The sequence below is a fragment of the Desulforadius tongensis genome, from assembly GCF_016907915.1.
GTDB lineage: Bacteria > Bacillota > Desulfotomaculia > Desulfotomaculales > Desulfohalotomaculaceae > Desulforadius > Desulforadius tongensis.
On record NZ_JAFBCW010000003.1, the window covers coordinates 57,026 to 81,824 of the forward strand.

Genomic DNA, 24,799 nt, shown 5'->3' on the forward strand with positions numbered 1-24,799 from the left:
AACTGCCACTGGGCGGCCGCCACGTCTTTTGCGATTTTGGTTTCAATTCCTCATAGGTAGGCTAGAAACTGGCCGGTCATGAATGTGTCGGCCACTGTGAAATCGAGTTTCAATTCCTCATAGGTAGGCTAGAAACTCAGCGGCCTGGAAGCAGACAAGCGCAAAGCCAAGAGTTTCAATTCCTCATAGGTAGGCTAGAAACCCATTAAAAAGCGCTCAGTACCTGTATTTTAGTTTACACAATACTAATACCAAAAACAAGCATTTCATCTTAGATTTTTCCAACATACCAGTTAAATCAATACATTGGAGCTGCTGAAAAATGTCGTCGATCCCCCGGGAAAATTACACTACCGGGGGTCGACGACATTTTATTTTACAGTATATTTATAATCTTTCCCTGATAAATTAGACAATAAGCTAAGCTGCTGGTATGCACGGCTTGCGTAGGCTGCCGCGATGGTGATGCAGTACAGCTGCCGCTCACCAGTGGGTATACAGGTGATATCGGCAGCCCACACATGGTTGGGGGCTGGTTGCATATGTTCTTCTTGCCTCACCCGCTGGTTTCAGCATTCCCAGTTATTTATACTATACACTTTTTAACCGGCTGTCCATCAAACCGGGTTAGGTCATAATTACTTAACTAAGAAAGTTGAATATTGAATCTCTTTTGTATTCCATTTATTATTTTCGAATTTTAATATTGATTCAACATAAGAAATTGTATCTGCATTACAACTTCCTGCTATTTTTTGATAGCCTCGTAATTCAAATGTTCCATCTCCGTCATATTCAATAGCTTCCAGCTTCGAAAATGGGTTTATCCATGGTTTTAATTCTTTTAATAATTTTCCATTATCGTTATATATTCCTTCTTCTTTATAGCTTTTCTTATTAGCACTTACATCTAGCGCTATCTTTTTATTTAAATTTTTAAATTCAATTTCTACTTTATATCCATCTATATATTTCCCGGCTATATCAACACCTGTATTTTCTTTATCTGTAAATATTATATGAGGCTTATTGTCTTTAAAAGCAGCTATCATATGTTCTACCACTCCACCGCTTCCTCCAGTAGGTGCACTTACCATTACATCTTTTACTTTATCTCCATCAAAATCTCCGATAAACAACATTTCTTCATCTTGATACCCACTAAAATTTTCATATGTAGCTTTTGAATATTCTTTGGTTTTTCCATCTTGAACTACAACAGTTAACGTGTCACAAAATATATCACTAATTTCTTTAGTTCCAACTAATATAACATTATCTTTAATATTATCTCCCGTTACGTCTTCTGATTTATAATCGACAACATATGCCTTATCTCCCATTTTGAGATCTGAGACTGTAAATTTGTTTCCTATTTTAAATTCATCATTTTGTGTGTTTGCATTTGCAAATCCTATTGCTCCTAAAGCTAAAGTTCCAGTTAATAATAAAGCACCTGTCTTTTTTAACAATCCTTTTTTATTCATTTTGCCTACCTCCTATATGTTATTTTTATATTGTTATTGTATAAGATTACAGATTTTAAGTAGTTACAAAAAAGTTACAAATCATATAAATTACAGATTGTTAAATATTTAGACTACTCTTTTCTAATGATCTGTTTTTTATTTCTGATACAACCCTATAATAATGGGAAAGGAATTTGAAATAAAACTAATACATCTATTTGAAATTCATAATAGTGCATTGCATTTTCATACTGGAAAAATAAATTAACTCATTAAGTTTATATAGTGTTATTTAGAACATTAAGAAGTTATTGTTCGGCTGAGTTTATGTTTAATAAAGATAAAACAAACAACAGGTTGAAACATGACTTATAGGCCGTATTTTACCGCTGTGAGGAAACTTATTCCGGTTTTTTCTTTTGAAATTTGGGGGTGAAAGTAAAAAGGAATGTGGTAAAAAATGACGAAGTAAATAGTCATATATGGAAATAAGATCCAATTAAAAGAGAATTGGCTGTGAGTAAATTTTATGACAATATGTTGTCGTTTTGCTTTTGATAAATTTAAAGGCATTAGTTAAAATTGGTGCAAAGAAACTGTAAGGAAGAAGAGTTATGGGTAACTTTAATAGAACCGAACGCCTGCTGAATATTATTTACACTATTCAAATGAGGCCGGGAATTCAGGCCAAAGAGCTGGCTGCAATTTTCGGCTGCCATGTAAGAACTATTCAGCGCGATATAAAACAGATAAAAAAACTGGGGTTTAAAATTGACTCCTCCACTGGTGCTGCCGGCGGCTTTGCTTCCCGTGGGGAGTATTACCTTCGCCCGCTCACTTTTAGCGGTCGAGAAGCTTTTGCCATATTTACAGCTGCCCGGATTCTCCTGGAGAAAAAAGGCTTTCCCTACCGGGATGACCTGCAGGCAGCTTTGGATAAGGTAAGTGCTGTTATTAGCGAGAAAGAGCAGGACTTTTTTCATAACATTGAGTCTAAGGTAAGTGTTTTGATTGATCAATTAAAGGATTATGCTCCCTGGGGAGATGTATTTATCAGCATTAACGAGGCGATTTTTGCCTCCCACCGGTTGGAAATGGTTTACCACTCCTATTCCAGTAATACTGTTTCCAGGCGCCTGGTGGATCCATACCATGTAATATTCCGGAATGGCTGCTGGTATCTGGTCGGTTATTGTCATAGAAGGCAGGAAGTGAGAATATTTCGTATCGACCGGATCAAAAAACTGCGGGTCACTGCGGAGACCTTCCAACTGCCGGAAGACTTCTCGATAAAAGATTATTTTGGGAGCAGTTGGCAAATAGGCAAGGGGGAAGAGGTGGAAGTTAAAGTGAAGTTTTTTCCACCGGTCTCCCGTTTGATAGGGGAAAGTATTTGGCACCCTGCGCAGCAGATTGAAAAACTGCCGGGAGATGAACTCATCTTTACTGTAAAAGTGGAAGGAACATGGGAAATAAAAAAGTGGATCTTGGGTTGGGGTAAGTATGCAGAAGTGCTGCAGCCTGTGGAACTGAGGGAAGAGATTGGGCAGGAGTTGGAAGAGATGTTGGAGAGGTATGGGTGCATTAGCCGGCCTCGATAATGCGGGGATATTAAAACGGATTTTGGAGGGTATTGATTTGCGCCTGTGTTTATCTTTAACAGCTAAAAATGGTGAAATAGCTTTGCCAATTCATTACAACCGCTATATTCAGGCGGCTATTTATGAAAATATTTCTAAAGAATTGGCTTATTTTCTTCATGAACAGGGATTCACCTACGGCAGCCGTCGTTTTAAGTTTTTTGTTTTTTCCCGCCTGCTGGGTACTTATGAAATTGACCGTTCTGAAAAGAGAATTATTTTTAAAGAAGGTGCCCGATTGTATATTTCATCTCCCATAACAGAATTTTGCACGTCGCTGATGGGGTGCATGTTGGGGGACGGCAGAATTCGCCTGGGTGATGTTTGGGTGGAAGTGACCGGTATCAGTGTGGAAAAACCGCTGGTTTCAGGAAATGAAGTTTTATTAAATCTTATCTCCCCGGTGGTAACTTACAGCACCTTTGAAAAGCCCGAGGGGGGCAAATATACATGTTATTACCAGCCGGGTGAAAAGGAGTTTAACCGGCAAATTGAAGCCAACCTGCGCAAAAAATATGCAGCCTATTACGGCCGAACTGCCCCGGAAGGGGAGATAAGGGTAGAGGTGCTGAACAAACCGCAGTTGAAAATAAGCATGTACAAAAAAACGGTAATAAAGGGCTATATCTGCCGCTTAAAACTTACCGGTCCTAAAGAACTGCTTCAAGTGGCCGTTGATGCGGGAATCGGGGGCAAGAATTCCCAGGGCTACGGCTTTGCCGAGTTGTTAAATTAGAAGCAGTTGCTCAAATAATTAGCTAAACGTGGCTGCTTAATATTGAAATCAATTTAAACAAATTTTCAGAAAGAGGGGGTGAAAAGCCTGGTTTCTTGGCAGCATTGCAGGAAGGCCGGCGGGTATAGGTTAACACTTTTTCGGCGGGGTGAATGTTTCTACCCGCGGCACGGCGGCTAAAGTCTGTAACGCTGCCGCCTGTTTAGTCGGACAGGTAAAAACACGCCTGATTTTATGTTTACCGGAATTTTAAGCGTGTTTTGGGAACCAGGGATTAAACTGATAATTGAGAGTTTAATCAGGCTTGGCAGGCCGATGCTGGAAGGTTGTACATCTCCCCAAACGGTGTTAAGCCAGGTGTCCGATGTGGGTACTGCTGCTGCCAGGGGGTTTCTTTCCAGAGTATTTGTAATAGAGATTGATAAAAGGGGCCCGGAAGCAAGAATAGCGGCTTTACCTGTGCAGCAGTGGGGAGAATACCAGGCCCAATCGGGAAGAAGTAAAAAGCAGGTTTTTGTACAGGAAGTGGACCGGGCGGTGGGGGCACCCTTTGTTATTCCCTCCGGCGGAAATCCCACCAGGCCCCAGGGACGGTATGGAGTGCCGGCCTACCCGGCCTATGAACGGCATGTAAAAGGGTTTATTAAAAGTGCCGGAGAAGCGGAGAAGTTTCTGGCGGGCAGGATAGACAGAACCATTGGACTGCACTTGACGGATGACGAAATAAAAGAAGCGGCGGTTCAGCTGCATAAGGCAGCCAAAACAATATCAGCGGATGCCAAAGATAAACTGCTGGGATTAGTTGTTTTGGCCGTGCTGGAGGAAAATGGTCCATACCGGTTGAGCAGCAAAATTCCACGGGGTGATACATCCCTTGCTTACTTGGGGCCCAGTGTGCTGCAGAAAGACAAATACCTGGCCGCAGAATTAGACATAGTAAAAGAGCGGTTTTGGGAGGCCAGGCTGGCCGAAGGGGCAGAGATGGGTGAACGTGAGGGCGAAGAAGCGGCATGCTATTTTTGCGGTGCCAGGGGCAGGGTGGTTTCTTCTTACTGCAAAGCCTGGCCGTGGTTTACCACCACGTGGAACTGCCCTATATCGATAAAACTTAAAAATAAAGACCTTGTGGAAACCACAGCAGTTTGCCCCCGCTGTTACAGTGCTTTAACATACGGGGCCAACCTTTTTAATAAACTGGCCAAACCGATAGATAATTGGCTGACAAAAGAGTTGTTTTCTCCCTCTGCCACCGCTGTGGGCAGGAGTATTTCCAAAATGGGAACTCCGGAGACGATTTTCGGCTGCGCCTACGTTCTGCCTGTGCTGGATAATGTTTTGGATGATGAAGATTACTGCCTTGACTTTGTAGATGGAATTAATTCTATGCTCAATAATTCACCCCGGGGTAACAGGGTGGATCTTCACCTGCAGGAAATTACCGGGTTTGAACTACAGCTGCCGGAGGAAATGAGCGGCGATGATTACCGGTTAACCATTATTTATTATTCCGGTGATGTCAGCCGCGGAGATATACACCTGCGGGCAACGATAGAAGATGTGGTGCCCTCGGTGGCCAGGAAATTGAAAAATATCACCAGGGAAATTGGAAACTTGGCGGTGGATACAGCTGCAGAACTGTACCCGGAGGTTTCAGAAAAGTACCGGGCCTTTCTTAAAAAGTGTTATACTTCACTGCCTTACTTGTTAAGTACATCTTACGGTGCCCCGTACATCTGGAAAACATTAAGCACCGTTCTTCACCGGGGACCAATATCACGGAAGAGGTTTTTACTAAACTTGGCCGGCAGAATGAATGAACTGTCGCGCAAACTCCCGGATTACAGGGAATTAAACGATGAGGTGATTTTTTACATCGCTTTCTCTGAATTTTTAGATAAGTATAATAGGTTGATTGCTGTAGAAACCGGGAACGGAGGTAGTAATTTAATGAGAAATTGGCGGGAATTAAGAAGAATGATAGCAGAGGGCCCCGTTAATGAACTGAGTTTTCAAAATGCCGAGGAGCTGGGTTTTGCAGCCGGATATCTTGTCCGGGTGTTTTCCAGGCAGTACTGGCATGCCAGTAACGGAAAAGATTTTATAAAACACCGGGTAATGACCTTTGGCAGCAGTTTAACTCCTTCTGCCATATGGAAGCGGGCTTTGGCCAGGGTTGATGAATATGCACTAAAACTAAATATGCATATATCAAACGATTTGCGCCAGCGGTTTGCGGTGGTTCTTATGGAGTACAGCCGTTTAAAAGATGATGTAAACAGGGATAAAGATGCCTTTATGGCAGCCTTTTGGGCCGGGTATGCACTGGCCGGCGATAAAAAAGAACCGGGGGAGAAAAACGAGTAAGAATTATTTTACTTGAGGGAGGTTTTTAATTTGAGCGTAAACAGCGGAGAAATTTTATTTATCAAAAGTGTAAAGGACGGTATACCCAATAGAGATCCTTTAAACGAAAGTGACGCCAGGCGCGTTTTTGGTGAAGAAGACGGCCGCATTTCCCTCTCGGATGTAAGCATCAAGCGGGACGTGAGAGATTTTGTGCTGGCCAAGTATCCCGATGGAGGGGATAAAAAACGCCACTATATCTTTTGCCGCCAGGAAAGAACCGCGGATGGCAAACTGTTGGGGCGGCAAAAACTGGCCGAGTCAATATTAAAAGCGGTGAATAAAGAAAAGTCTAAAAACAAGCGTGACCATCTTTTGGCGTCCAGTTTTGATATGCGCGTCTTCGGCGTGGTGTACAGTGTGGGCAGAGAAAGTTTTCATCAGACGGGGCCGGTTCAATTCGGCTGGGCCCACTCGCTGCATCCCGTTGAAACCAAGTATGTGCAGGGAACGGTAGTTATGCCCGGTAAAGATATCGGTGTAAATGATAAGGGAGAACAGCAGGGAAGTCAGCAGGGGACAATTTGGACAACCTATACCCTGCCCTTTGCAGTTTTTGCCATGCCCGCCGTTATAAACGCTCATATTGCCCGGGATACGGGAATGGATGAAGAAGACATGAACCTGTTATTAGAAGGATTGTGGAAGGGAACCATGCACCGCCAGGCCAGGGGGCGGGGTATTCAACAGCCGCTGTTGTTAATGCATGTGGAATATAAAGATCCCTTTACCCGCATTGGTTACTTAGAAGATTATATAACCCTAAGGCCGGGGCGTGAACAGTGGCTGGGAGGACAGCCTCCCACGGCGCTGTCTGAAATAGAACTGGATATCACCAGGTTAGAAGAAATACTTGTGGATAATAAACATAAAATCTCTCGCGTTCGTTACTGGCTGCATCCCGGGTTAAATATCATCGGAAACCTGCCCGGAGAAATGTGTACAATGGAGTAAAGTCAATAAAATGTTCCGGGGAGGTGAGTTAACTGAAAATACTTGTATTTGACCTGCGGGGAAATTTGGCTCACTTTCGCCGCCCGGATACCACCGGAACCCATGCCACTTATCCTTTCATTCCCAGAACCGTACTGCATGGATTTATTGCTTCAGTGCTGGGGTTAGAGCAGTTATCAGGTGAAAACTGGGTGGGAATACAATTACTTTCTCCCGTGAGAACCTGTTCACAAGAAATGTCCATGCTGGGTAAAGGCTGGTTGGGTGAGTCTAAAAGCACCTTTAACCGGCGCACATCAATAGAACTGGTGGTTAATCCGCATTACCGGGTTTATTATGCGGGTGATCAGGTGGAAAAACTTAGTGAAATGATTTATCAAGGAAAAAGCTATTATCATACCTACTTGGGAAGCGCTTACTGCTTAACTTTTCCCAGGTATATTGACTGCTTAAAAATGAAAAAAATAAATGCCGAACCCGGCAGTATACTAAACTGCTGCACCGTTGTTCCCAGCCATGTTATTGATAAATTGATACCGGTGGGGGGTTCCCAGTACGGCCGGGTGGGTGGTATGCATTACCGGCACCTGGGTGAAAGGAGATTTGAAGGAACCATAAATATAATTTATGAAGCCACAGGCAGACCGGTAGTATTTAAAGTGAAAAATGCAGCTGCTGATAAACCGGTTAACTTTTACCGGTTGGGAGAAGAAGAGGTGGTATCCCTTTGGTGATACCGCTGGAAGAATGTATTGCCAGACCGCAGCATGCTGACGGCACAGTTCATAAACTGGTAGACCATCTCGAAGCGGTGGCCTTTGGCTGGGGAAGACCTGATGGAAGTAAAGAAGAAGTGCTTTGTTTTTTAGCCGGGCTTTTACACGATGCGGGGAAAGCCCATGCAGAGTGGCAGCGGTATGCCAGGGGCGAGCGCCGGAAGGGTCCGGCACATGCCCCGGCCGGCGCAGCACTTTTTTGCTGCTGTGCCCAGAATTTAATAAAAAACTGGGGGCTTAAAGGGCAGGAATTAAAACAGGCGCAGTTTTTAATTATGCGTCTTAGCAGGGATATATATGATCATCATGGTGCTTTAAAGAATATTGAGCAGGATCCACCGTGGGCAGGTATTCTACCGGCAGAATTTTTCCACCGGGTGGATATGCAGGGAATCTTTGAGCTGGTTTCCCGCCGCATTTCTGATTGTACTGCCGGGCCGGAAGACTTTCCGGGCTGGCTGGAACAATTTCCGCAAACCTGGGAGAGATGGTTTTACAGGCTGCCCGGCTATACAAGGCGCCGGTTGGAAAGCGGGGGCAGTAAATATGATAATGCAGCCCAAGAAGTGCTGCGTTCCGCAACCGCTAAATTAATTGCCGCCGACCGCTGCCATGCATCCGGTCTGCGGCCCACTTTTTTAACTGCAGGCCTGGCCCAACGGGCTTTGAATTTATGTAATTCTTTATGCAGAGCCAAGGGAAAAGAGATGCTGCGCTTGGCAAAGGCATCAAAAGAATTGGTAGACCTGCGGCAGTGGCTTCAAGAAACTGTTTTTAAAAATTACCGGCATAAAAGAGAGGAGAATTTTTTCAGCTTGACACTACCCACCGGCTTGGGCAAAACTTTAACCTCTCTTAAGCTTGCCCTGGCTGCGTGTGCCGGAGGCCGCTGTAAAAAGATTATTTATGCGGCTCCCTATCTTTCAATACTTTCTCAAGCCACTGCAGAAATTAAAAAATATACCGGATTGGAAGTAGTGCAGCATCACCATCATTCAGTAATGGATCAGGTGCAGTTGGGTGACGATACTGATGATGATTTTTTTTATTTAGCTTTAGAAGCCTGGCAGGCTGCTCCGGTGTTAACCACTACCTTTAACCAGCTTTTTCGGGCCCTTTTCCCCCAAAAAGCCCAGCAGACAATGCGCTTAAAGGGGTTAGAAAAGGCTTTTATTATAATTGATGAACCTCAGATTATCGATGGGGCTGTGTGGAACTTGTTTTTACAAATGCTGGCAGCAGCGGCGGAGGAGTATCACCTGCAGGTAGTATTCACCACCGCCACCCTTCCACCGGCGGAACTTGGGCTGCCGAAAGAATTAATTTCTTTAGCGCCGGCTTTTAAAAAGCCTAATCGTTATATGGTAACCTGCCTTGATAAACCGATGGATCAGTACGATGTGGCGGAACTTGTATTGCAGCAGGTTAAAAAGACAGGCTCGGTGGGGGTGGTGATGAATACCATTGGCGATGCGGCACTGGTGTATGAACAAGTGGCCGGGTCTGTTCCCGAAGGGGTTAACTGCTTTAATCTTTCCGGCTGCATGACTTCTTTACATAAAGCCCAAAAAATAAGGGAAATAGCGGCAAAACTGTGTGCCGGTGAGCCCACGGTGGTTGTATGCACCCAGGTTTTGGAGGCGGGTGTAGATTTAAGTTTTCGCCTGTTGTTGAGGGCACTGCCTATAATACCGTCCATTGCCCAGGCGGCGGGAAGGGCTAACAGGCATGGTGAGGGAGAAAGGGCCAGGGTTATAGTATTCCCGTTTTTAAGGGACGGGGAAAAAGATACCCGTCGTTATGTTTATAAAAATAATATAACCAGGGAAGAAACAGATAACTGCATTGCACGGTATACAGAATGGGAAGAACCGGTTACAGCAGAGGTGGTTGAGGGTTATTATAAAAACTGCTTTGCCCGCAATACCCAAACTGCGGCTCTGGAAGGGTTGATAGATGCGGCCTGCGGAAACTGGTCCGCTTTATCCGGCATTAGCCCCTTTGGTGCCGATGTGCCCGGTGTAAGTTTGTTTGTGCCATGGGGTGAAGAATATCTGGGGAAAAATGCCCGGAAACTTTTAGATAAATATGCTCCCGGCGGCGCAGAACAGCTTTACGAGAAGTTTGTCAAGCGGGAGTATTTACGTTTAAGCTTTATAGATAGAAAACGTTTTTTAGCCTTACTGCAGTATTTTACAGTTCCGGTAACCGATAAGGTGGCTGAAAAATTGGCGGCCTCTTTAACGGATGTGTCCATTCCGCGCATTGCAGACCCCGGTATATATTCGGCAGAAACCGGTTTGGCTCATGTAAGCAGGAAAAATGAGGAAGATTGTGCAGCTTTTTTCCTGTAATAGGGGAAGATATTTTTCTTTAAACAGGTTAGTGATCTTACGCATAAAAAACAGGTAAAGATACAAAATACCTCTGAAGGAAAAATACTGCTTCGGAGGTGTAAAATGTGGGATTACTTCCCTATGACGCGTTTCCCAGGCTTGAAACATTAAGAAGGGACTTTGATAAGTTTTTTGCCGAGTTTCCGAAGTACATAGGCCAGGAACTGGCCGGGCCGAGGATAGATGTTTACGAAACGGAGAATGAAGTGGTTGTTTCTTGTGAAATTCCGGGAATAGAAAGAAAAGAAGATCTTAATGTTTACATTGATGACAACGTGCTTACAATTAGCGGAAACGTTAGTAAAGTTCATGAGGTAAAAGAAGAAGAACTGCACCGGCGCGAAAGGTATCAAGGCCGCTTTCAGCGCTCTATAACACTGCCTGCCCCGGTTACGGAAGATGCCAGGGCCAGGTACAAAAATGGCGTGCTGGAGATTCGCATGACCAAAGCTGAACCGGAACAAAGAAAGGGTATTGACATTGAATTTTATTAATTTTTAATCCCCGCCAAAGGCGGGGATTAAAAATTAATACCTGTGATCCAAATTGGCGGCAATTATTTCTCTCAGCCTGTTGGGCAGGTTGTCCCTTTCTTCCTTGGTTAGTTTGTTAACATATATCGGTTCGGAAATTACTATTTTAATGCGGGCCGGTTTTATAAAAAATTTGTTGTGCTCTAAAATTCTATAAGAACCGTTAATGGTAACGGGTACAATGGGTACTTGGGCTTTAACTGCCGATTTTATGCCTCCCGGCTTAAAGCTGCCCAATTTGTTACTTTTACTTCTGGTACCTTCGGGGAACAATACCATACTTTTACCCTGTTTTAACAGCTTTACGCTTTCTATGATTGCCTTCATTGATTCCCTTAAATTAGAGCGGTCTATAAAAACGCAGTTAATTTTCCGCATCCAGGTGCTTATTATGGGGATTTTTTTCAGCTCAATTTTGGCAATAAAACCCTTGGGTTTATCAATATAGCCGATTAACAGCGGAATGTCAAAATTGCCCTGGTGGTTGCTGACAAATAATACATTGCCGGCGGGGATATTTTCCAAACCGTATACTTCCACGGTACTGCCTGTATGCTTGATTAAAGAGCGGGCCCATTTTTTAGCAATTTCATGCACCAGCTGTTCCGCCTGGCGGTCTTTACCGTTTTTTATAAGCCGGTTGACTTTAGCCAGCAGAATTAGGGAATATAATTTATACAACCAGAAATAAGTAAACCAGAATATAGTTCTAAACACCGCTATTCCTCCATTGCCATTGATCTCGTTTTGTATTGTACCATAAGTGACCTGATTATCTTTATTTTAACATATATATCCCCTGTCATCAGCCTTCTGCTTGTGGAAGAAGGGGTTTTCTGCTAAAATTGTCGGGGGAGTGTGATAAAAGTGAATTTAACCACTGGTTTAGTGGGTTTGCCCCTGGTGGGTAAAACCACTATATTTAATCTACTTACCAACTCAGATTTGGAAACATCTAACTTTTTAACCGGTAAAACGGAAACCCATGTGGGTGTGGCCAAAGTACCAGATAAACGCATTGATTTTTTGGCTGAAATGTTTAAGCCCCGCAAAACTACATATGCCCAGATTCAAGTCAGTGACGTGCCCGGCTTAATGCGGGGAGCAAGCCAGGGGCAGGGGGTAGGCAACAAGTTTATGGATGATATCCGTAATGTGGACATGCTGGTACATGTGGTTAGAGCCTTTAACAACCCCGATGTGCCCCATGTGGAAGACAGTATTGATCCCATGCGGGATATTGAAACCATCAGCACCGAGCTGCTCTTTGCCGATATGGAACTGCTGGAAAAACGTATTGAGCGCATCCAAAATGGTAAAAAAATAAAAAAAGAGCAGTTAAAGGAAATGGAAGTATTGAAAAAACTGCTGGAGGCACTGGAAAATGAGCGGCCTCTTTCTGCAGTGGAACTGTCTGAAGAAGAGCAGGAAATGCTGCAGCATTACAGCTTTTTTACCGAAATACCAATGATGCTGGTAATTAATATTGATGAAGATCAGTTTCAAAGTAAGGAGTATCCCGGCAGGGCGGAAATCGAAGCCTGGGCTGCCGAAAGAAATGTGCCTGTGCTGGAGATCTGCGGCAAAATTGAAATGGAAATAAGCCAGCTGCCCGATGAAGATAAGAAAATGTTTATGGAGGATTTGGGTATTTCAGTTTCCGGCATTGATAGACTGGCTAAAGCGGCGTATGCTCATCTGGGCTTGATACCTTTCTTTACCTGCGGCGAGGATGAGGTTAAAGCATGGACCATTCGCCGGGGCACCAATGCCAAAAAGGCGGCGGGAAAAATTCACTCGGATATAGAACGGGGTTTTATCCGGGCTGAAGTGGTAAAATATGAAGATTTGGTACAGTACGGCAGTATGACCAAGCTGAAAGAAGAAGGGAAATATTACCTGGAAGGTAAAGATTACATTGTCCAGGACGGGGATATTATTAATTTTAGATTCAATGTATAAATGGGAGCGACGTCCATCGCTCCCATTTATAGATTAAAATTGAAAATTGCTGGCTTTTTGTACAATTGGTTCTAACATTTTTTTGGTCCCGTGATCGGAAAACTCCTTCATAATCTTAATTTTACGGGCCCTGGCACCGTCTCCCAGCACGGTGTTCATAAGATGTACCGGGTAGGGCAGGGATGTGCCCTCTTGATCTACTAAATTTTCCGGGAAAAAGTAAGCGTCCAGTTTACCCACCTGGCCGACGATGCCTGCTAAAATATTTTTGGGGATATATTTGCCGGTGGTGTTTTTAACATTTTCGCACCAGGGCAGTTCGCCGTTGGCAATTTCATCGGGTACTTTAATTTGATACTCTTCCCACAACTTATCAGCAATAAATTTAAGACTCCGTTCACCCTTTTCAAAATCTTTTTTAGCCAGCAGGCCGTAGAAGCGGCAGCTCAGCGGGCGCACCTCGTAGATCAGGCATTTGTTATCTTCACCGATAAAGGGGCATTTTTGGTTGATATCCACCAATTCAAGGTAAAAATACTCTGCGCACTTGATTAACAAGCTGCTCCAGCTGTCTTTCATTTTATCCCTTACATACCTGTACATATTTAAGTATTCAATAAAAAACGCCGGGGGGCTGCCCCAACTGCAGCAGGATGCACAGTTATTACATGTGGTTTCGGGCAGCTTATTATATACTGCTTGAAGTTCTGCAAAAAGATTTTTTTCTTGAGCTTTATTTAAAGCGTTGTATAGTTCCACCGGTGGCAGCATAAACTGTCAACTCCTTACTTAGTTAATTATTTCACTTTTTATATTATAACAAATTATACTTTAGTTGGCGATGGTGATGGTGAAAATGATTTTTGCCCCGGGGAGGCATTTATGACTGTAAAAAGCGTGTAATTTATTTACTGTAAGAATATTTTTTGGTATAATGCTAAGATAACATCAAAAAATTAGTGAAATATAATACAATCAACGGGTTAACTAATTTCTAAACAGTGAGGTGATATAAATTGTGGACGGAGGTTACCCTCAGCTTAGTAGGTGGAATGGGCCTTTTGCTCTACGGCATGTATATTATGAGCGAAGGGCTGCAGAAAATTGCCGGCCCTAAATTACGTACCTTACTCAGTACGCTAACTAAAAATAGAATAATTGGCATGCTGGTTGGTGCGGTGGTAACTGTTATTTTTCAAAGCAGCACTGCCACCACCGTTATTTTGGTGGGTTTAACCAGCGCTTCTATCATTTCGTTGAGACAAACACTGTCTGTAATTCTCGGGGCAGATATCGGCACCACCGTCACGGCCCAGTTAATTGCGCTGAAAGTAACGGAAGTGGCTCTGCCCATTGTGGGTATTGGCGCGACTATTATTTTCTTTTCTAAAAAAGATAAATACAAAAAAATCGGTCAAGCGTTGATTGGTTTCGGACTGCTGTTTTTGGGTCTTAAAATAATGTCTGATACTATGTATCCGCTGCGTGAAGACCCGTACTTTAAAGATTTATTAATGAATATGAGCCATCGTCCGGTGCTGGCCGTTGTACTGGCGGCTGTTTTTACCTTTTTGGTACACAGCAGTGCTGCTACAATTGGTATTATTATGGTGCTGGCAATGCAGGGGATGGTTTCCCTTACCTCTGCAATTTATCTGCTTTTTGGTGCCAATATCGGCACCTCTTTCACAGCGGTGTTATCCAGCCTGGGGTCAACCCGGGAAGCCCAGCGGGTGGCCACAGCGCACTTTTTATTCAAGTTTGTCGGTGTGCTGATGCTCCTACCGTTTGTAGGACTTTACGCGGATCTTATTAGTTGGATGGCGCCGAATTCACCGGGTTTCCAAGTGGCCAACGCCCATACCATTTTTAATGTTGCCATTGCCCTGCTGTTCCTGCCGTTTATTGACCAGTTTGCTAAAGTGCTGGAGTTTATCGTTCCGGAAAAACAATCTGCTAACGGTGAGATTAAGCCTAAATACCTGGATGACTCTTTGATTACCACCCCGTCCATTGCCATCGGCATGGCGTCGAAGGAAATCTTTCGTATTTCAGATATAATTACTGAAATGGTATCCAAATGCGATCAATTGTTTAAACGGTATGATTCTCAAATCACCGAGGAACTGCTGCAGCAGGAAGATTCCGTTGACTATCTTTCCGAGGCCACCAATCAATATCTAACCAAAATAATGAGACAGCCGCTGTCTAAAGATGAATTCAATCGCTGCATGGGCTTGATACACATTGTAAAGGATTATGAGCACATTGGAGACGTGATTGAGAAAAACATTGTGTATCTGGCCGAAAGTAAGTATGCCAATAACACCGATTTTTCTTCCGACGGCCATCGCGAGATAACTGCCATGCAGCACAAAATTATTGAAATGCTGCATGTGGTTAACACCGCAGTGGTGAATAACAGCTGCTATTTGGCAGAAAAAGCAAAATCACTGCACGAGGAAATTGTAGACTTGGAATTCAGGTTTAGAATGAGCCATTTTGCCAGAATGCAAATTGGCAGCAATGAAAGCGAAAATACCAGTTCTATCTTTTTGGATGTAATTAATTCGTACTTGAGAATGGCCGAGCACTTGAACAACATTGCCATGGCCCTTACGGACGAAGTTTCCTGCACCTGGCAGGATGAAGTAGAGTTAATTTACGGTCCCAATGCGTGCCCCGTTAAGCCAGCGGAGAATAAGTAAAGCCGGTAATTTGCCGGCTTTTTATCTTTAACCGGTGCTAGATGTAAATTATTAATCATAAGCTGTATATAAAAGGCACCGGGGGGCATGGGATTATGAAAAAACGGCTGTTAGAGGGCTTAACCATACTGCTGCTGGTATCGGGCGGGTTATACTGGTACAGCTGCTCGCACAGCGTTAAATCTACCGCGGCGCTTTATGCTTTATCCTTTATCAGCAAGCAGCGGTACAGTGATTATGCCGTGGAGTTTACATACCCGGCCAGCTGGCAGGTCAGTGAGATGCCGGTGGAAGGCAGCGAAGTGCTACACCATGTAAGTTATTGTGAACCCGGGAATCGAATTCATGGGTTTGTGCAGGTTTGGGCAGCGGGTGAAAACTGGGAGCAGTTTTTAAAAGATAGTATTGCCCGTGCCCCTGCCGATGGGACCCAAATAGAAGATGTGTCAATGAAGCCCGGGAAAATCGGCGACAAGGAAGGATACCTGGTTACTTATACAAGAGCAGGGAAGAGGGGTACGGCTGCGGCCAGGGAATTTTTCTTTATTCGGGATAAACGTGTTTATAGGACCAGCTTATTTGCCCCCAAGCAGAGCTGGTCTGATAAAGATATAGAGATTTTTAACGACCTGGTATCTTCCCTAAGAGTGAAATATTAAATTTAAAGGCAGGGTACGAGTAAACATACCCTGCCTTTATTAAAATCCTAATTATTTATCCTCCACCGTTATTTTTTCCACTTTTCCTCTTTCTAATTCCAATGTTACTTTCCAGTCATCTTTAATATCGTCAAAATCGATATCTTCCTTGTCTTCCTGATCATAAACGTCTACTTTTTTATCTACCTCAAAGGTAAATTTGTTCCCGCTTTTTTGTTTAATGGTGATTTCCCAATCGTCATCATCAACGCGGTAAACTTCGCCTGGTACTTTAATGTCGTCTTCTGCCTCCAGCACTTCTATACATACAACCTCGCCGTCGTGAACATACAGCTGTACTTCGCTGCCGATGATGTAGTCGTCGATATCAAGGCTGCGATCCAGGTCAAAGTTTTTACCGTCCACCTCGATATCGTCGTCATCCAGGTCTTCTATAACACCTTTGACAGATTCTGTCACTTCGATTTTCTCCACATCATCCCGTTTGTTCAGGTAAATGATAACGTCATCATCCCGGTCTAAATCCCAAAAATCTATTCTGTCACCGTCTTTGTCATAAACATCCACGTCTTCGTCTACATCGTATTCTTCTTTATCGCCGTAAATATCCAGCAGTGTGAGTTCCCAATCATCTTCATCATGTTTGTTGTTGTGCAGTTTGTAAATGGTACCCACCAGATTACCTACTTCATCATCAAGCAGTTCAATTTTAATGGCATTGTCATCACTGTAAGTTAATTCCACCAGGTATCCTTTTTTCAAATCGTCATAGTCGTAGTCATCACCGTCATCGTCAACAACGATGATGTTATCTTTATCAACATCGAATTCCTTTTTATCACTGCTGTTTTTGACAATGGTAATTTCATCATTTTCAATACTGGTTATTTTACCTTTAATGGTGTCGGTTTCTTCCATGATGTAAATGGTTTTGATTTTATCGTTTTCCAATTTAACCCTTACAAATTTATCTTTACTGAGATCCAGCAGGGAGCTGAGATCCCCGTCTTCGTCATATACCCGCACCCTTTGATCCAGTTGATAGGTTTTGGTTTTGTCGCTGACAATGTCAAGTTTTAAGCTCAGCCCGGTCAAATCTTTTATTTGTCCCCAGATTTCCCTTTCCTCGGTACCGGAACTGCTGTGGTTGTTGTAGCTATTGTCGTAATTGCTGTTGTAATTATTATTGTAATTATTGTTGTAGTTATTGCTGCTGTTGTTAAATGAGATACTGCTGATGGTTTTGATAAAAGTAATTCTGTTAAAATTGTCTAAATATAACCGCACCGGCTGGTTAACCGGAAGACTGGTAGGTGCAGCTGCGCTGCTGCCGATGTAAACCGGGGCATTTGCTGCCAGGGCATAGGTATAAGTTTGCCCGTTGGCTGTGGTTACTGTAACTCCCCCGGTGTTGTAAAATTTAAAATAACCTTCCACCCGTTTTTGGGGATTGGGTACTGCTCTGCCCTGGTCGGTCATCCGGGCAAATATAGCCGCCAGCTCTGCCCGCTTTACCGGGGACAAAGGGTCAAATGTGGTGGCATCCTTTCCCTTCATTATTCCGGCTTCGTAAACACCTGCCACGTAATTTCTCAACCCGGCGGATATTTTGTTTTTGTCAGTAAAGGGCAGCTTGTTGTAGTCGCCTCTTAAATTAAAGGCCAGTGCCACCATACTTGCCACTTCCTGCCTAGATGCCTGGTGCTTGGGATTAAAGTGTTTCAGGCCGCTGGCCAGTAACCATCCTTCGTCCACCGCCACTGCCAAATGTTTCTTTTGGCTTATATCTGTTATACCAGGGGGAAATTCATAACTGCAGGTGCTTAAATTATAATTGTTAACTTTATCCTGCAGGTTTTTAACCCGCACCAGCATAAATATTGTGTGCAGGCGTGATACCGGGTCGTTGGGTTTAAAAGTGCCGTCGGGATAGCCGTTAATTACTCCTGCGGCACTCATTTCTTCAATACTCTTTCTGGCCCAATGGTTTTCTTTTAAGTCTTTAAACAAAGGCTGTGCCGCCCAGCCGGTGGCTGCAGCGGTAAGCAGAACCGTTAAAATTAACAGAAATATTATCCTTTTACCGTTTTTCATAACTTCCTCCTTGGTTGTAATTGTTTTTATAACTAATTAAAATATTATTATACAGATGGGAAGGGAAATCCTCCCTGAGCGGGTAATTTATGATAAATAACAATAATATTTTTAGTACTTAAGAACAATAAATTTCGGCCGATTTACATAGTAAGGTAACCACTTCGAGGAGGAAAGCATATGAAGCTGATTATCAAAGTGAGAAATTGCATATTGTACGGCGGTGTTTTTTTAATGTTTCTAATTGGCTGTGCCGCGCCGGTGTGGGCCGCCTTAGAGGCTGACGATATAGATGTTTATGTACAAGGCGATAGGATTGATGCCATTAACGATGAAGATGATGAGTACAGGGTTCAGTCAAACCTGGTGGATATTGAGGTGGATAACTTCCCCCGGGCCGATACCGTTACCATTGGCGGGAAAGAAGCGGAACCGGACGGGCACGACTGGGTGGTGGAGGATTTTGAACTTTCTCCCGGGGAAAATAAAATAACCGTACAGGTTGACAATGAAAGCGTGGATATCACCATACATTACGTTGATGCCGCTGCACCCGATTCCCTTTACCGTGTGGCAGATATTTCGGATCAATCGGAAATAGAGGTTTTTGACGGTGAACTGAAATTAGAATTGGGTAAGAATGTTATTTTAGATAAGGGGCGGGATGAAATAGCCGATGAGCAGTACCTGGATATTTCCATATATGACCATGAATATATCAGAAGCCGGTTTAATTATGTTCCAGCCAGTAAGCTTTACCGGATAAGTGCCGCCGATGAAGACTACACGTTGTTAAATGACGGCCGGTTGACTTTAAAACATAATGTCAAAAATATTGGCCGGGGGCTGGATACCCTTACCGTTTTATGGTTTAAGGATTACGATGGTAAGCCTAACTGGTCTGTTTATGAAAACCTGGGCGGGACGGTGAACCGTGATGATAATACCATTACCGTAACTCTGCCCAAAAATGGTTTTGGCTTTTACGGTGTATTCAACGTAGTGGGTAATTTTAATGATTTTTACATGGGAAATGAAAATGTGCGGTGGTCCTATACATATGTAATGCCCCTTTATGCCAAGGGGATTATGGAACCTTTGAATCCCGGTTCGGGATCCTTTGGCCTGGTAACCTGGGATGGCAGAGAGCAGCCCATTACCCAGGGTGAATTTGCCACCATGCTGTCTAAAGCCATGGAACTGCCTTATAGAAAAATAACGGGATATAACCGGGACTATTATCACAGTTATAACCACAGCAGTTATATTACATCTGGAAGGGATCCTTATGTAGAAGCATCAGCCAGCCACGGCCTGTTAAACGGTTTGCATTTTTCCCCAAACAATATTTTGAGCCGCGAACAGGCTGCCGTGATGGTGGTTCGGGCAGCAAATTTAAAAATTTATGACGACTTGGACATAATAAATCGAATCACCAAAAAGATATATACCGATGCCGATTCTATCTCCCCCTGGGCCAAACCCTATGTTTATGCCTGTTATAGAACCAAGTTTATGCGGGGTGCCTGGGATCCCAATCACAAGTACCGTTATCGATTTAACCCCCACCAGCCTTTAACCAGGGCGCAGGCGGCTAAAATCGTATATGAATTGATAATCAGAAATAATCAAGATGCGGAACAAAACAAATAGGCTGCTAAAAAAAACCGGATCACTTCTTGGTCGATCCGGTTTTTTCTTTTTACTGTTTTTATTTCCCATAAAAGTTACATTACCAGCATATAAATTAGCAACAGCGGTGTGTACAAAATGGTTAGGGAGGGACCAATTTGAAAAAAATAGTTGTTGCCGGGAGAAATGATGCCGGTAAAAGTACCATTCTGGGTGAAATTTATAAAGGCTTAAAAAACAAGGGGTATCAGCCTTTGGCTGTGGGTTCCGGGGTGCAGGATGAAAAACCGTACCTGCATAAGGGAATAGATGTTAATTACCTGCACATTGCAGTACCGGGACCGGGTAGGGATGTGGTTGAAGATATTGAAAGGGTTATTCGTGATGTGCTGAATAAGATAGAAGAAAAGAACAAACTGATCAGCAGTGCCCGCAGGGCCCTGGAAGAATTAAATAAAGTGCGGTCTGTTTTAGAGCTGGGAAGTTTGTCCCCGCGGGATATGCCCAAGCCTGCAGAAAAACCCGACGTGTTTTTGGTGGAGGCGGTGGGTATAAATGATGGTTATAAATCTGTGGAATCACGCAGATTGGCAGATATTTTGGTAACTGTTATTCCCGCCAGCATTAAAGGAGAAATTCTAATGGAAGAGGGTAACATTTTATTGGATGAAGCAGATATTATTGTGGTTACCAAAATTGATGAAACACCCAGGGATGTAACATCAACCACCGTTAAACTGCTGAAACGCATATACCCTTATAAACCGATTATACCGGTGGTGGCAACTAAAGGGGTACACACTAACCTGGTAACGGAGGAAATATTAAAGATGATGATAGACCCGTTGATTTTAATTGATAAAGCGGAGCAGTATCAAAGTCCGAAAAAGCATTAGTTGGTATACCAAAAATTATTATATTTTTTGTCATTAATAGTTGACATTTTGCGCATTAAGTAGTAAAGTATTTTCCATCACAGCTAAATAGTTTTCTCTTATCCAGAGAGGCGGAGGGACTGGCCCAATGAAGCCCGGCAACCTTCCTGGAACTTATAGGAAAGGTGCCAATTCCTGCAGAAGTGCTGTACTTCTGAGAGATAAGAGAGGTGAAGTGTAAGTGTGTGCCTCTTCTGTCTGTCAGAAGGGGCCTTTAGTTTTTTACGGAAAGGATGGTGGAGTGATGATATCCATCAAAAATTTAACCAAAATTTATCAAAACGGATCTCAATCCGTTAAAGCACTGGATAACATCAGCCTGCACATAAAAAAAGGCGAGATAGCCGGGATTATTGGTTACAGCGGTGCCGGTAAAAGCAGTCTGGTGCGCTGTTTGAATATGCTGGAAAAACCTACGGCGGGCACCATTACCATTGACAACCGGGAAATTACTTCTTTAAGTGATGAAGAGCTGAGAGTAGCCAGGCGGGAAATAGCCATGGTATTTCAGCACTTTAACCTGCTGTCTTCCCGGACGGTTTTTGGCAATGTGGCCTTTCCGCTGGAAATTGCCGGGGTGCCGAAAAGAGAAATAAAACAGCGGGTGGAAAAACTGCTCTCCCTGGTTGGGTTGGTTGATAAAGCTGCTGTTTATCCTGCTCAGCTGTCCGGCGGTCAAAAGCAGCGGGTTGGTATTGCCAGGGCGCTGGCCAATGATCCAAAAGTGCTGCTGTGTGACGAAGCCACCTCGGCGCTGGATCCGGAAACAACGAAGTCTATTTTGAAGCTGTTAAAAGATATTAATTGCCAGTTGGATTTGACAATTCTTATTATTACTCACGAGATGAAGGTAATAACGGAGATATGTGACACCGTTGCGGTGCTGGAAAATGGAAGCATTATTGAAATGGGTAATGTTGTTGACGTGTTTACCAGACCCCAGCATCCCACCACCAGAGCCTTTGTACAGACGGTTATCAACACCGAAATTCCCGAGCCGGTAAGGCAGCACATCGGACAGGGCGGAGACGGAAAGGTGATCCGCATATCCTTTATCGGGGACCATACCGAAAAACCGGTGATCTCACGTATAGTAAAAAAATTTGATGTTGATGCCAACATTCTGTACGGAAATATCGATCATTTGCAGGATACGCCATTTGGTGGTCTGATTATTAAGCTGACCGGACAGCAGGATGATATAGCCCGGGCGGAGGAATACCTGGCCGGGCAGGGGCTGCAGATAGAGGTGATTACTAATGAGCATTGATTTAAATTTTATTGTTAACCATTTAATTGAAATTAGTCCGGAATTATGGAAAGCCGCTTACCAAACCACTGTTATGGTAGGCGCCACCATGCTGTTTTCCGTTATCACCGGTGTACCCCTGGGAGTTTTGCTGGTGGTAACAGAAAAGGGCGGCATTATGGAAAGTCCAAAGTTTTGCAGTGTTTTAGGGACAATAGTTAACGTTTTCCGTTCCATACCCTTTATCATTTTACTGATTGCCTTGTTCCCGCTGACCCGACTGCTGGTGGGAACCACGGTGGGAACTGCGGCAGCCACCGTACCGCTGGTGGTGGGGGCCGCACCCTTTGTGGCCAGGATAGTGGAAAGTTCCTTAAAGGAAGTGGATAAGGGGGTGGTGGAAGCAGCCATATCCATGGGAGCAAAACCATGGCAAATTATTACTAAGGTACTGCTTCCCGAAGCACTGCCCGGGATTATCCTGGGTTTAACTATTACCACAGTTACAGTTATAGGCTATTCAGCCATGGCCGGAGTGGTAGGAGGAGGCGGCCTTGGGGACTTGGCTTACCGTTATGGATTCCAGCGTTTTGATGAAATTACCACCTACGCTGTAGTGGTAATACTGGTGGTGATGGTGCAGCTGGTGCAATCCCTGGGTAACTGGCTTTCCAAAGCCGTTAATAAAAAATAAATTAACAATTAGGAGGTACAAAGAAATGAAAAAAATTGTTGTTGTACTGGCACTATTGCTGGCTTTGGTGGCGGCAGGTTGTGGAGAAAAGGATGCTGCCGGCGACGGGGTGCTGACCGTGGGGGCCACAGAAGTACCCCATGCGGAGATTTTGAAGGTTGTGGAACCTATTTTGGAGAAAGAAGGAGTTAAACTGGATATTAAAGTTTTCTCCGACTACACCACTCCCAACCTCAGCTTGGATGCCGGTGACCTGGATGCTAATTTTTTCCAGCATCAACCTTACTTGGATGACTTTAATGAGAAAAAAGGTACCAAGTTAGTTAGTATTGCTAAAATTCACTTTGAACCCATGGGCCTGTATTCCAAAAAAGTAAGCGGCATAGATGAATTTAAAGAAGGGGCTAAAATTGGTATTCCCGGCGATGCCACCAACGGCGGCCGTGCCCTGGTACTGCTGGAAAAAGCCGGCCTGATTAAATTGAAGGAAGGGGTAGGCATTGAGGCTACCGTGCGGGATATTGTAGATAAAAAGGTGGAAATTATAGAAACGGAAGCAGCCCAACTGCCCCGTTCGCTGGAGGATTTGGACGGTGCGGTAATTAACGGTAACTACGCGGTGCAGGCTGGTCTTACTCCCGGCGATGCCCTGGCTGCAGAAGATGCCAGTTCAGAAGCGGCAGATACCTACGGCAACATTTTAGTGGTAAGAAAAGGGGATGAAAACCGCGAGGAACTGAAAAAACTGGCGAAGGCATTACAGTCTGAAGAGGTAAAAGAATTTATTAAAGAAAAGTACAATGGTGCGGTAATACCGGTGTTTTAAAAAGATAACCTTGGCTGAAGCCAAGGTTATCTTTTTGGGGCTAACCTGTTGGAATAAATTGTGCTGAAATGATATAATTGCTATGAGTTTTTTATGGGGAGAGGTAACTTTGAAGCGGTATTCTTTATGGATAACACTCGTTTTTACATTTATTGTACTGTTTGCTGCCGGGGGATTGTTATATTATGACGCGTTGCTGTCACCGGTGGCTGAAGACCGGCAGCCACCGGTAATAATAGAGATACCGGGAAATAGTACCAGCCGCACGGTGGCTGAAATGCTGGAAAAAAAGGGCCTGATTAAAAGTGCCTGGGCTTTCTGCCTTTATTCTCGTTATAAAGGTTGGGATGGCAAAATACAGGCCGGCGAGTACCAGTTAAGTGCTGCCATGTCCACCCCGGAAATACTGGGGGCTATTACCCGGGGCAGCCAGGTGTTTTATTCTTTTACTGTTCCCGAAGGGTATACAGTGGAGCAGATTGCCCAGCTGTTACAGGATAAGGGGTTGGTAAATAAAGAGGAATTTTTACGCCTGTGCAGAGAAGGAATTGATCGCCATTACCCGTTTTTAAAAAATCACCCCGGCACAAATTACCTGTTAGAAGGCTACCTTTTCCCCGATACATATAAGATAACCAAACAAAGCACCGAAAAAGACATCATTTATATGATGCTGGAGCGTTTTAATGCTGAATTAGAGAAATTGAACTTTGCCCAAAAGGCTGAAAAGTTAAATTTATCGGTACACCAGGCGGTGACCATTGCCGCGATGATAGAGAAAGAAGCTATATTTGATAAAGAACGCCCCATTATTTCCGGGGTGATTCAAAACCGGTTGAAAAAGGGGATGCCTCTGCAGATTGATGCCACGGTGCTTTACGCTCTGGGTGAGCACAGGGAAGTGGTGCTGTATAAAGATTTAGAAGTGGAATCGGCGTATAATACCTACAGGGTGGCCGCACTGCCCCCGGGGCCGATAGCATGTCCCGGGTCTGCCTCCCTGAAGGCGGCGGTGGAACCGGAAAAAAACAGCTACCTGTATTACGTGGCAAAGCCGGACGGAACCCATGCCTTTTCCAGAACGCTGGCGGAGCATAACCGCAATATAGCAAAGTATCAGTAATTGGAGTGGA

General features: G+C 43.9%; 20 protein-coding genes and 1 riboswitch. Of the genes, 16 read left to right on the forward strand and 4 right to left on the reverse strand.

Going from position 1 to position 24,799, the window contains the following annotated elements; genetic code table 11:
- Positions 1–638: 638 nt before the first annotated feature.
- Positions 639–1,487 carry a VCBS repeat-containing protein gene (locus JOC37_RS01915; RefSeq protein ID WP_204615295.1) on the reverse strand — a complete coding sequence of 283 codons (849 nt, stop codon included), beginning with the start codon at positions 1,485–1,487 and terminating at the stop codon, positions 639–641.
- Positions 1,488–2,083: 596 nt separating this feature from the next.
- On the opposite strand from JOC37_RS01915, the gene JOC37_RS01920 reads away from it, so the two are divergent.
- The 7 genes from JOC37_RS01920 (at position 2,084) to JOC37_RS01950 (ending at position 10,868) form a co-directional block, all read left to right on the forward strand.
- The gene (locus JOC37_RS01920; protein WP_204615297.1) at positions 2,084–3,070 is read left to right on the forward strand and encodes a helix-turn-helix transcriptional regulator; all 987 of its coding nucleotides are present in this window, start codon (positions 2,084–2,086) and stop codon (positions 3,068–3,070) included.
- Entirely contained in the window at positions 3,045–3,845 is an 801-nt protein-coding gene (gene cas6, locus JOC37_RS01925; protein WP_204615299.1) for a CRISPR-associated endoribonuclease Cas6, read from the forward strand. Before JOC37_RS01920 ends, cas6 begins: the two co-directional genes overlap by 26 nt.
- Before the next feature lie 255 nt (positions 3,846–4,100).
- Positions 4,101–6,209 (forward strand): TM1802 family CRISPR-associated protein, encoded by a 2,109-nt coding sequence (locus JOC37_RS01930; protein ID WP_204615306.1) that lies wholly within the window; start codon positions 4,101–4,103, stop codon positions 6,207–6,209.
- A 30-nt stretch (positions 6,210–6,239) separates the two neighbouring features.
- Positions 6,240–7,202 (forward strand): CRISPR-associated protein, encoded by a 963-nt coding sequence (locus JOC37_RS01935; RefSeq protein ID WP_204615308.1) that lies wholly within the window; start codon positions 6,240–6,242, stop codon positions 7,200–7,202.
- 38 nt (positions 7,203–7,240) lie between these two features.
- A complete protein-coding gene (cas5, locus tag JOC37_RS01940; protein WP_338017323.1) occupies positions 7,241–7,936 on the forward strand; it encodes a CRISPR-associated protein Cas5 in 696 nt (231 codons plus the stop codon).
- Positions 7,933–10,332, forward strand: coding sequence for a CRISPR-associated helicase Cas3' (gene cas3 / locus JOC37_RS01945; protein ID WP_338017324.1), 2,400 nt, complete (start codon positions 7,933–7,935; stop codon positions 10,330–10,332). The genes cas5 and cas3 overlap by 4 nt, the downstream gene beginning before the upstream one ends.
- Before the next feature lie 107 nt (positions 10,333–10,439).
- Positions 10,440–10,868, forward strand: a complete 429-nt coding sequence (locus JOC37_RS01950) for an Hsp20 family protein (RefSeq protein WP_204615320.1) — start codon at positions 10,440–10,442, stop codon at positions 10,866–10,868.
- A gap of 33 nt (positions 10,869–10,901) precedes the next feature.
- Here JOC37_RS01950 and JOC37_RS01955 read toward each other — a convergent pair whose 3' ends face one another.
- Positions 10,902–11,624, reverse strand: coding sequence for a 1-acylglycerol-3-phosphate O-acyltransferase (locus JOC37_RS01955; protein ID WP_204615322.1), 723 nt, complete (start codon positions 11,622–11,624; stop codon positions 10,902–10,904).
- A gap of 144 nt (positions 11,625–11,768) precedes the next feature.
- Between JOC37_RS01955 and ychF the strand changes: the two genes are divergently transcribed.
- A complete protein-coding gene (gene ychF / locus JOC37_RS01960) occupies positions 11,769–12,869 on the forward strand; it encodes a redox-regulated ATPase YchF (protein ID WP_204615434.1) in 1,101 nt (366 codons plus the stop codon).
- Between the two features lie 33 nt (positions 12,870–12,902).
- Here the strand turns inward: ychF and JOC37_RS01965 are convergent, their stop codons facing one another.
- Positions 12,903–13,640 carry a YkgJ family cysteine cluster protein gene (locus tag JOC37_RS01965; RefSeq protein WP_204615324.1) on the reverse strand — a complete coding sequence of 246 codons (738 nt, stop codon included), beginning with the start codon at positions 13,638–13,640 and terminating at the stop codon, positions 12,903–12,905.
- Positions 13,641–13,885: 245 nt separating this feature from the next.
- Between JOC37_RS01965 and JOC37_RS01970 the strand changes: the two genes are divergently transcribed.
- Both JOC37_RS01970 and JOC37_RS01975 read left to right on the forward strand, forming a co-directional pair.
- Positions 13,886–15,577 (forward strand): Na/Pi cotransporter family protein, encoded by a 1,692-nt coding sequence (locus JOC37_RS01970; protein WP_274380909.1) that lies wholly within the window; start codon positions 13,886–13,888, stop codon positions 15,575–15,577.
- 95 nt (positions 15,578–15,672) lie between these two features.
- Positions 15,673–16,236, forward strand: a complete 564-nt coding sequence (locus JOC37_RS01975; protein ID WP_204615326.1) for a hypothetical protein — start codon at positions 15,673–15,675, stop codon at positions 16,234–16,236.
- A 51-nt stretch (positions 16,237–16,287) separates the two neighbouring features.
- Here JOC37_RS01975 and JOC37_RS01980 read toward each other — a convergent pair whose 3' ends face one another.
- On the reverse strand, positions 16,288–18,330 hold the full coding sequence (locus JOC37_RS01980; RefSeq protein ID WP_204615328.1) for an S-layer homology domain-containing protein: 2,043 nt from the start codon (positions 18,328–18,330) through the stop codon (positions 16,288–16,290).
- 180 nt (positions 18,331–18,510) lie between these two features.
- Between JOC37_RS01980 and JOC37_RS01985 the strand changes: the two genes are divergently transcribed.
- The 6 genes from JOC37_RS01985 to mltG all read left to right on the forward strand — a co-directional run bounded on the left by JOC37_RS01985 (position 18,511) and on the right by mltG (position 24,789).
- Complete coding sequence (locus tag JOC37_RS01985; protein ID WP_204615330.1) at positions 18,511–19,983, forward strand: S-layer homology domain-containing protein; 1,473 nt, start codon at positions 18,511–18,513, stop codon at positions 19,981–19,983.
- Between the two features lie 137 nt (positions 19,984–20,120).
- Complete coding sequence (locus JOC37_RS01990; RefSeq protein ID WP_204615332.1) at positions 20,121–20,858, forward strand: GTP-binding protein; 738 nt, start codon at positions 20,121–20,123, stop codon at positions 20,856–20,858.
- Positions 20,859–20,953: 95 nt separating this feature from the next.
- Positions 20,954–21,065, forward strand: a riboswitch (SAM riboswitch).
- Positions 21,066–21,141: 76 nt separating this feature from the next.
- A complete protein-coding gene (locus JOC37_RS01995) occupies positions 21,142–22,167 on the forward strand; it encodes a methionine ABC transporter ATP-binding protein (protein WP_204615333.1) in 1,026 nt (341 codons plus the stop codon).
- Positions 22,157–22,840 carry a methionine ABC transporter permease gene (locus JOC37_RS02000; RefSeq protein WP_204615335.1) on the forward strand — a complete coding sequence of 228 codons (684 nt, stop codon included), beginning with the start codon at positions 22,157–22,159 and terminating at the stop codon, positions 22,838–22,840. Before JOC37_RS01995 ends, JOC37_RS02000 begins: the two co-directional genes overlap by 11 nt.
- 25 nt (positions 22,841–22,865) lie before the next feature.
- Complete coding sequence (locus tag JOC37_RS02005; RefSeq protein WP_204615337.1) at positions 22,866–23,666, forward strand: MetQ/NlpA family ABC transporter substrate-binding protein; 801 nt, start codon at positions 22,866–22,868, stop codon at positions 23,664–23,666.
- Positions 23,667–23,775: 109 nt separating this feature from the next.
- Entirely contained in the window at positions 23,776–24,789 is a 1,014-nt protein-coding gene (gene mltG / locus JOC37_RS02010; protein ID WP_238480698.1) for an endolytic transglycosylase MltG, read from the forward strand.
- Positions 24,790–24,799: the final 10 nt, after the last annotated feature.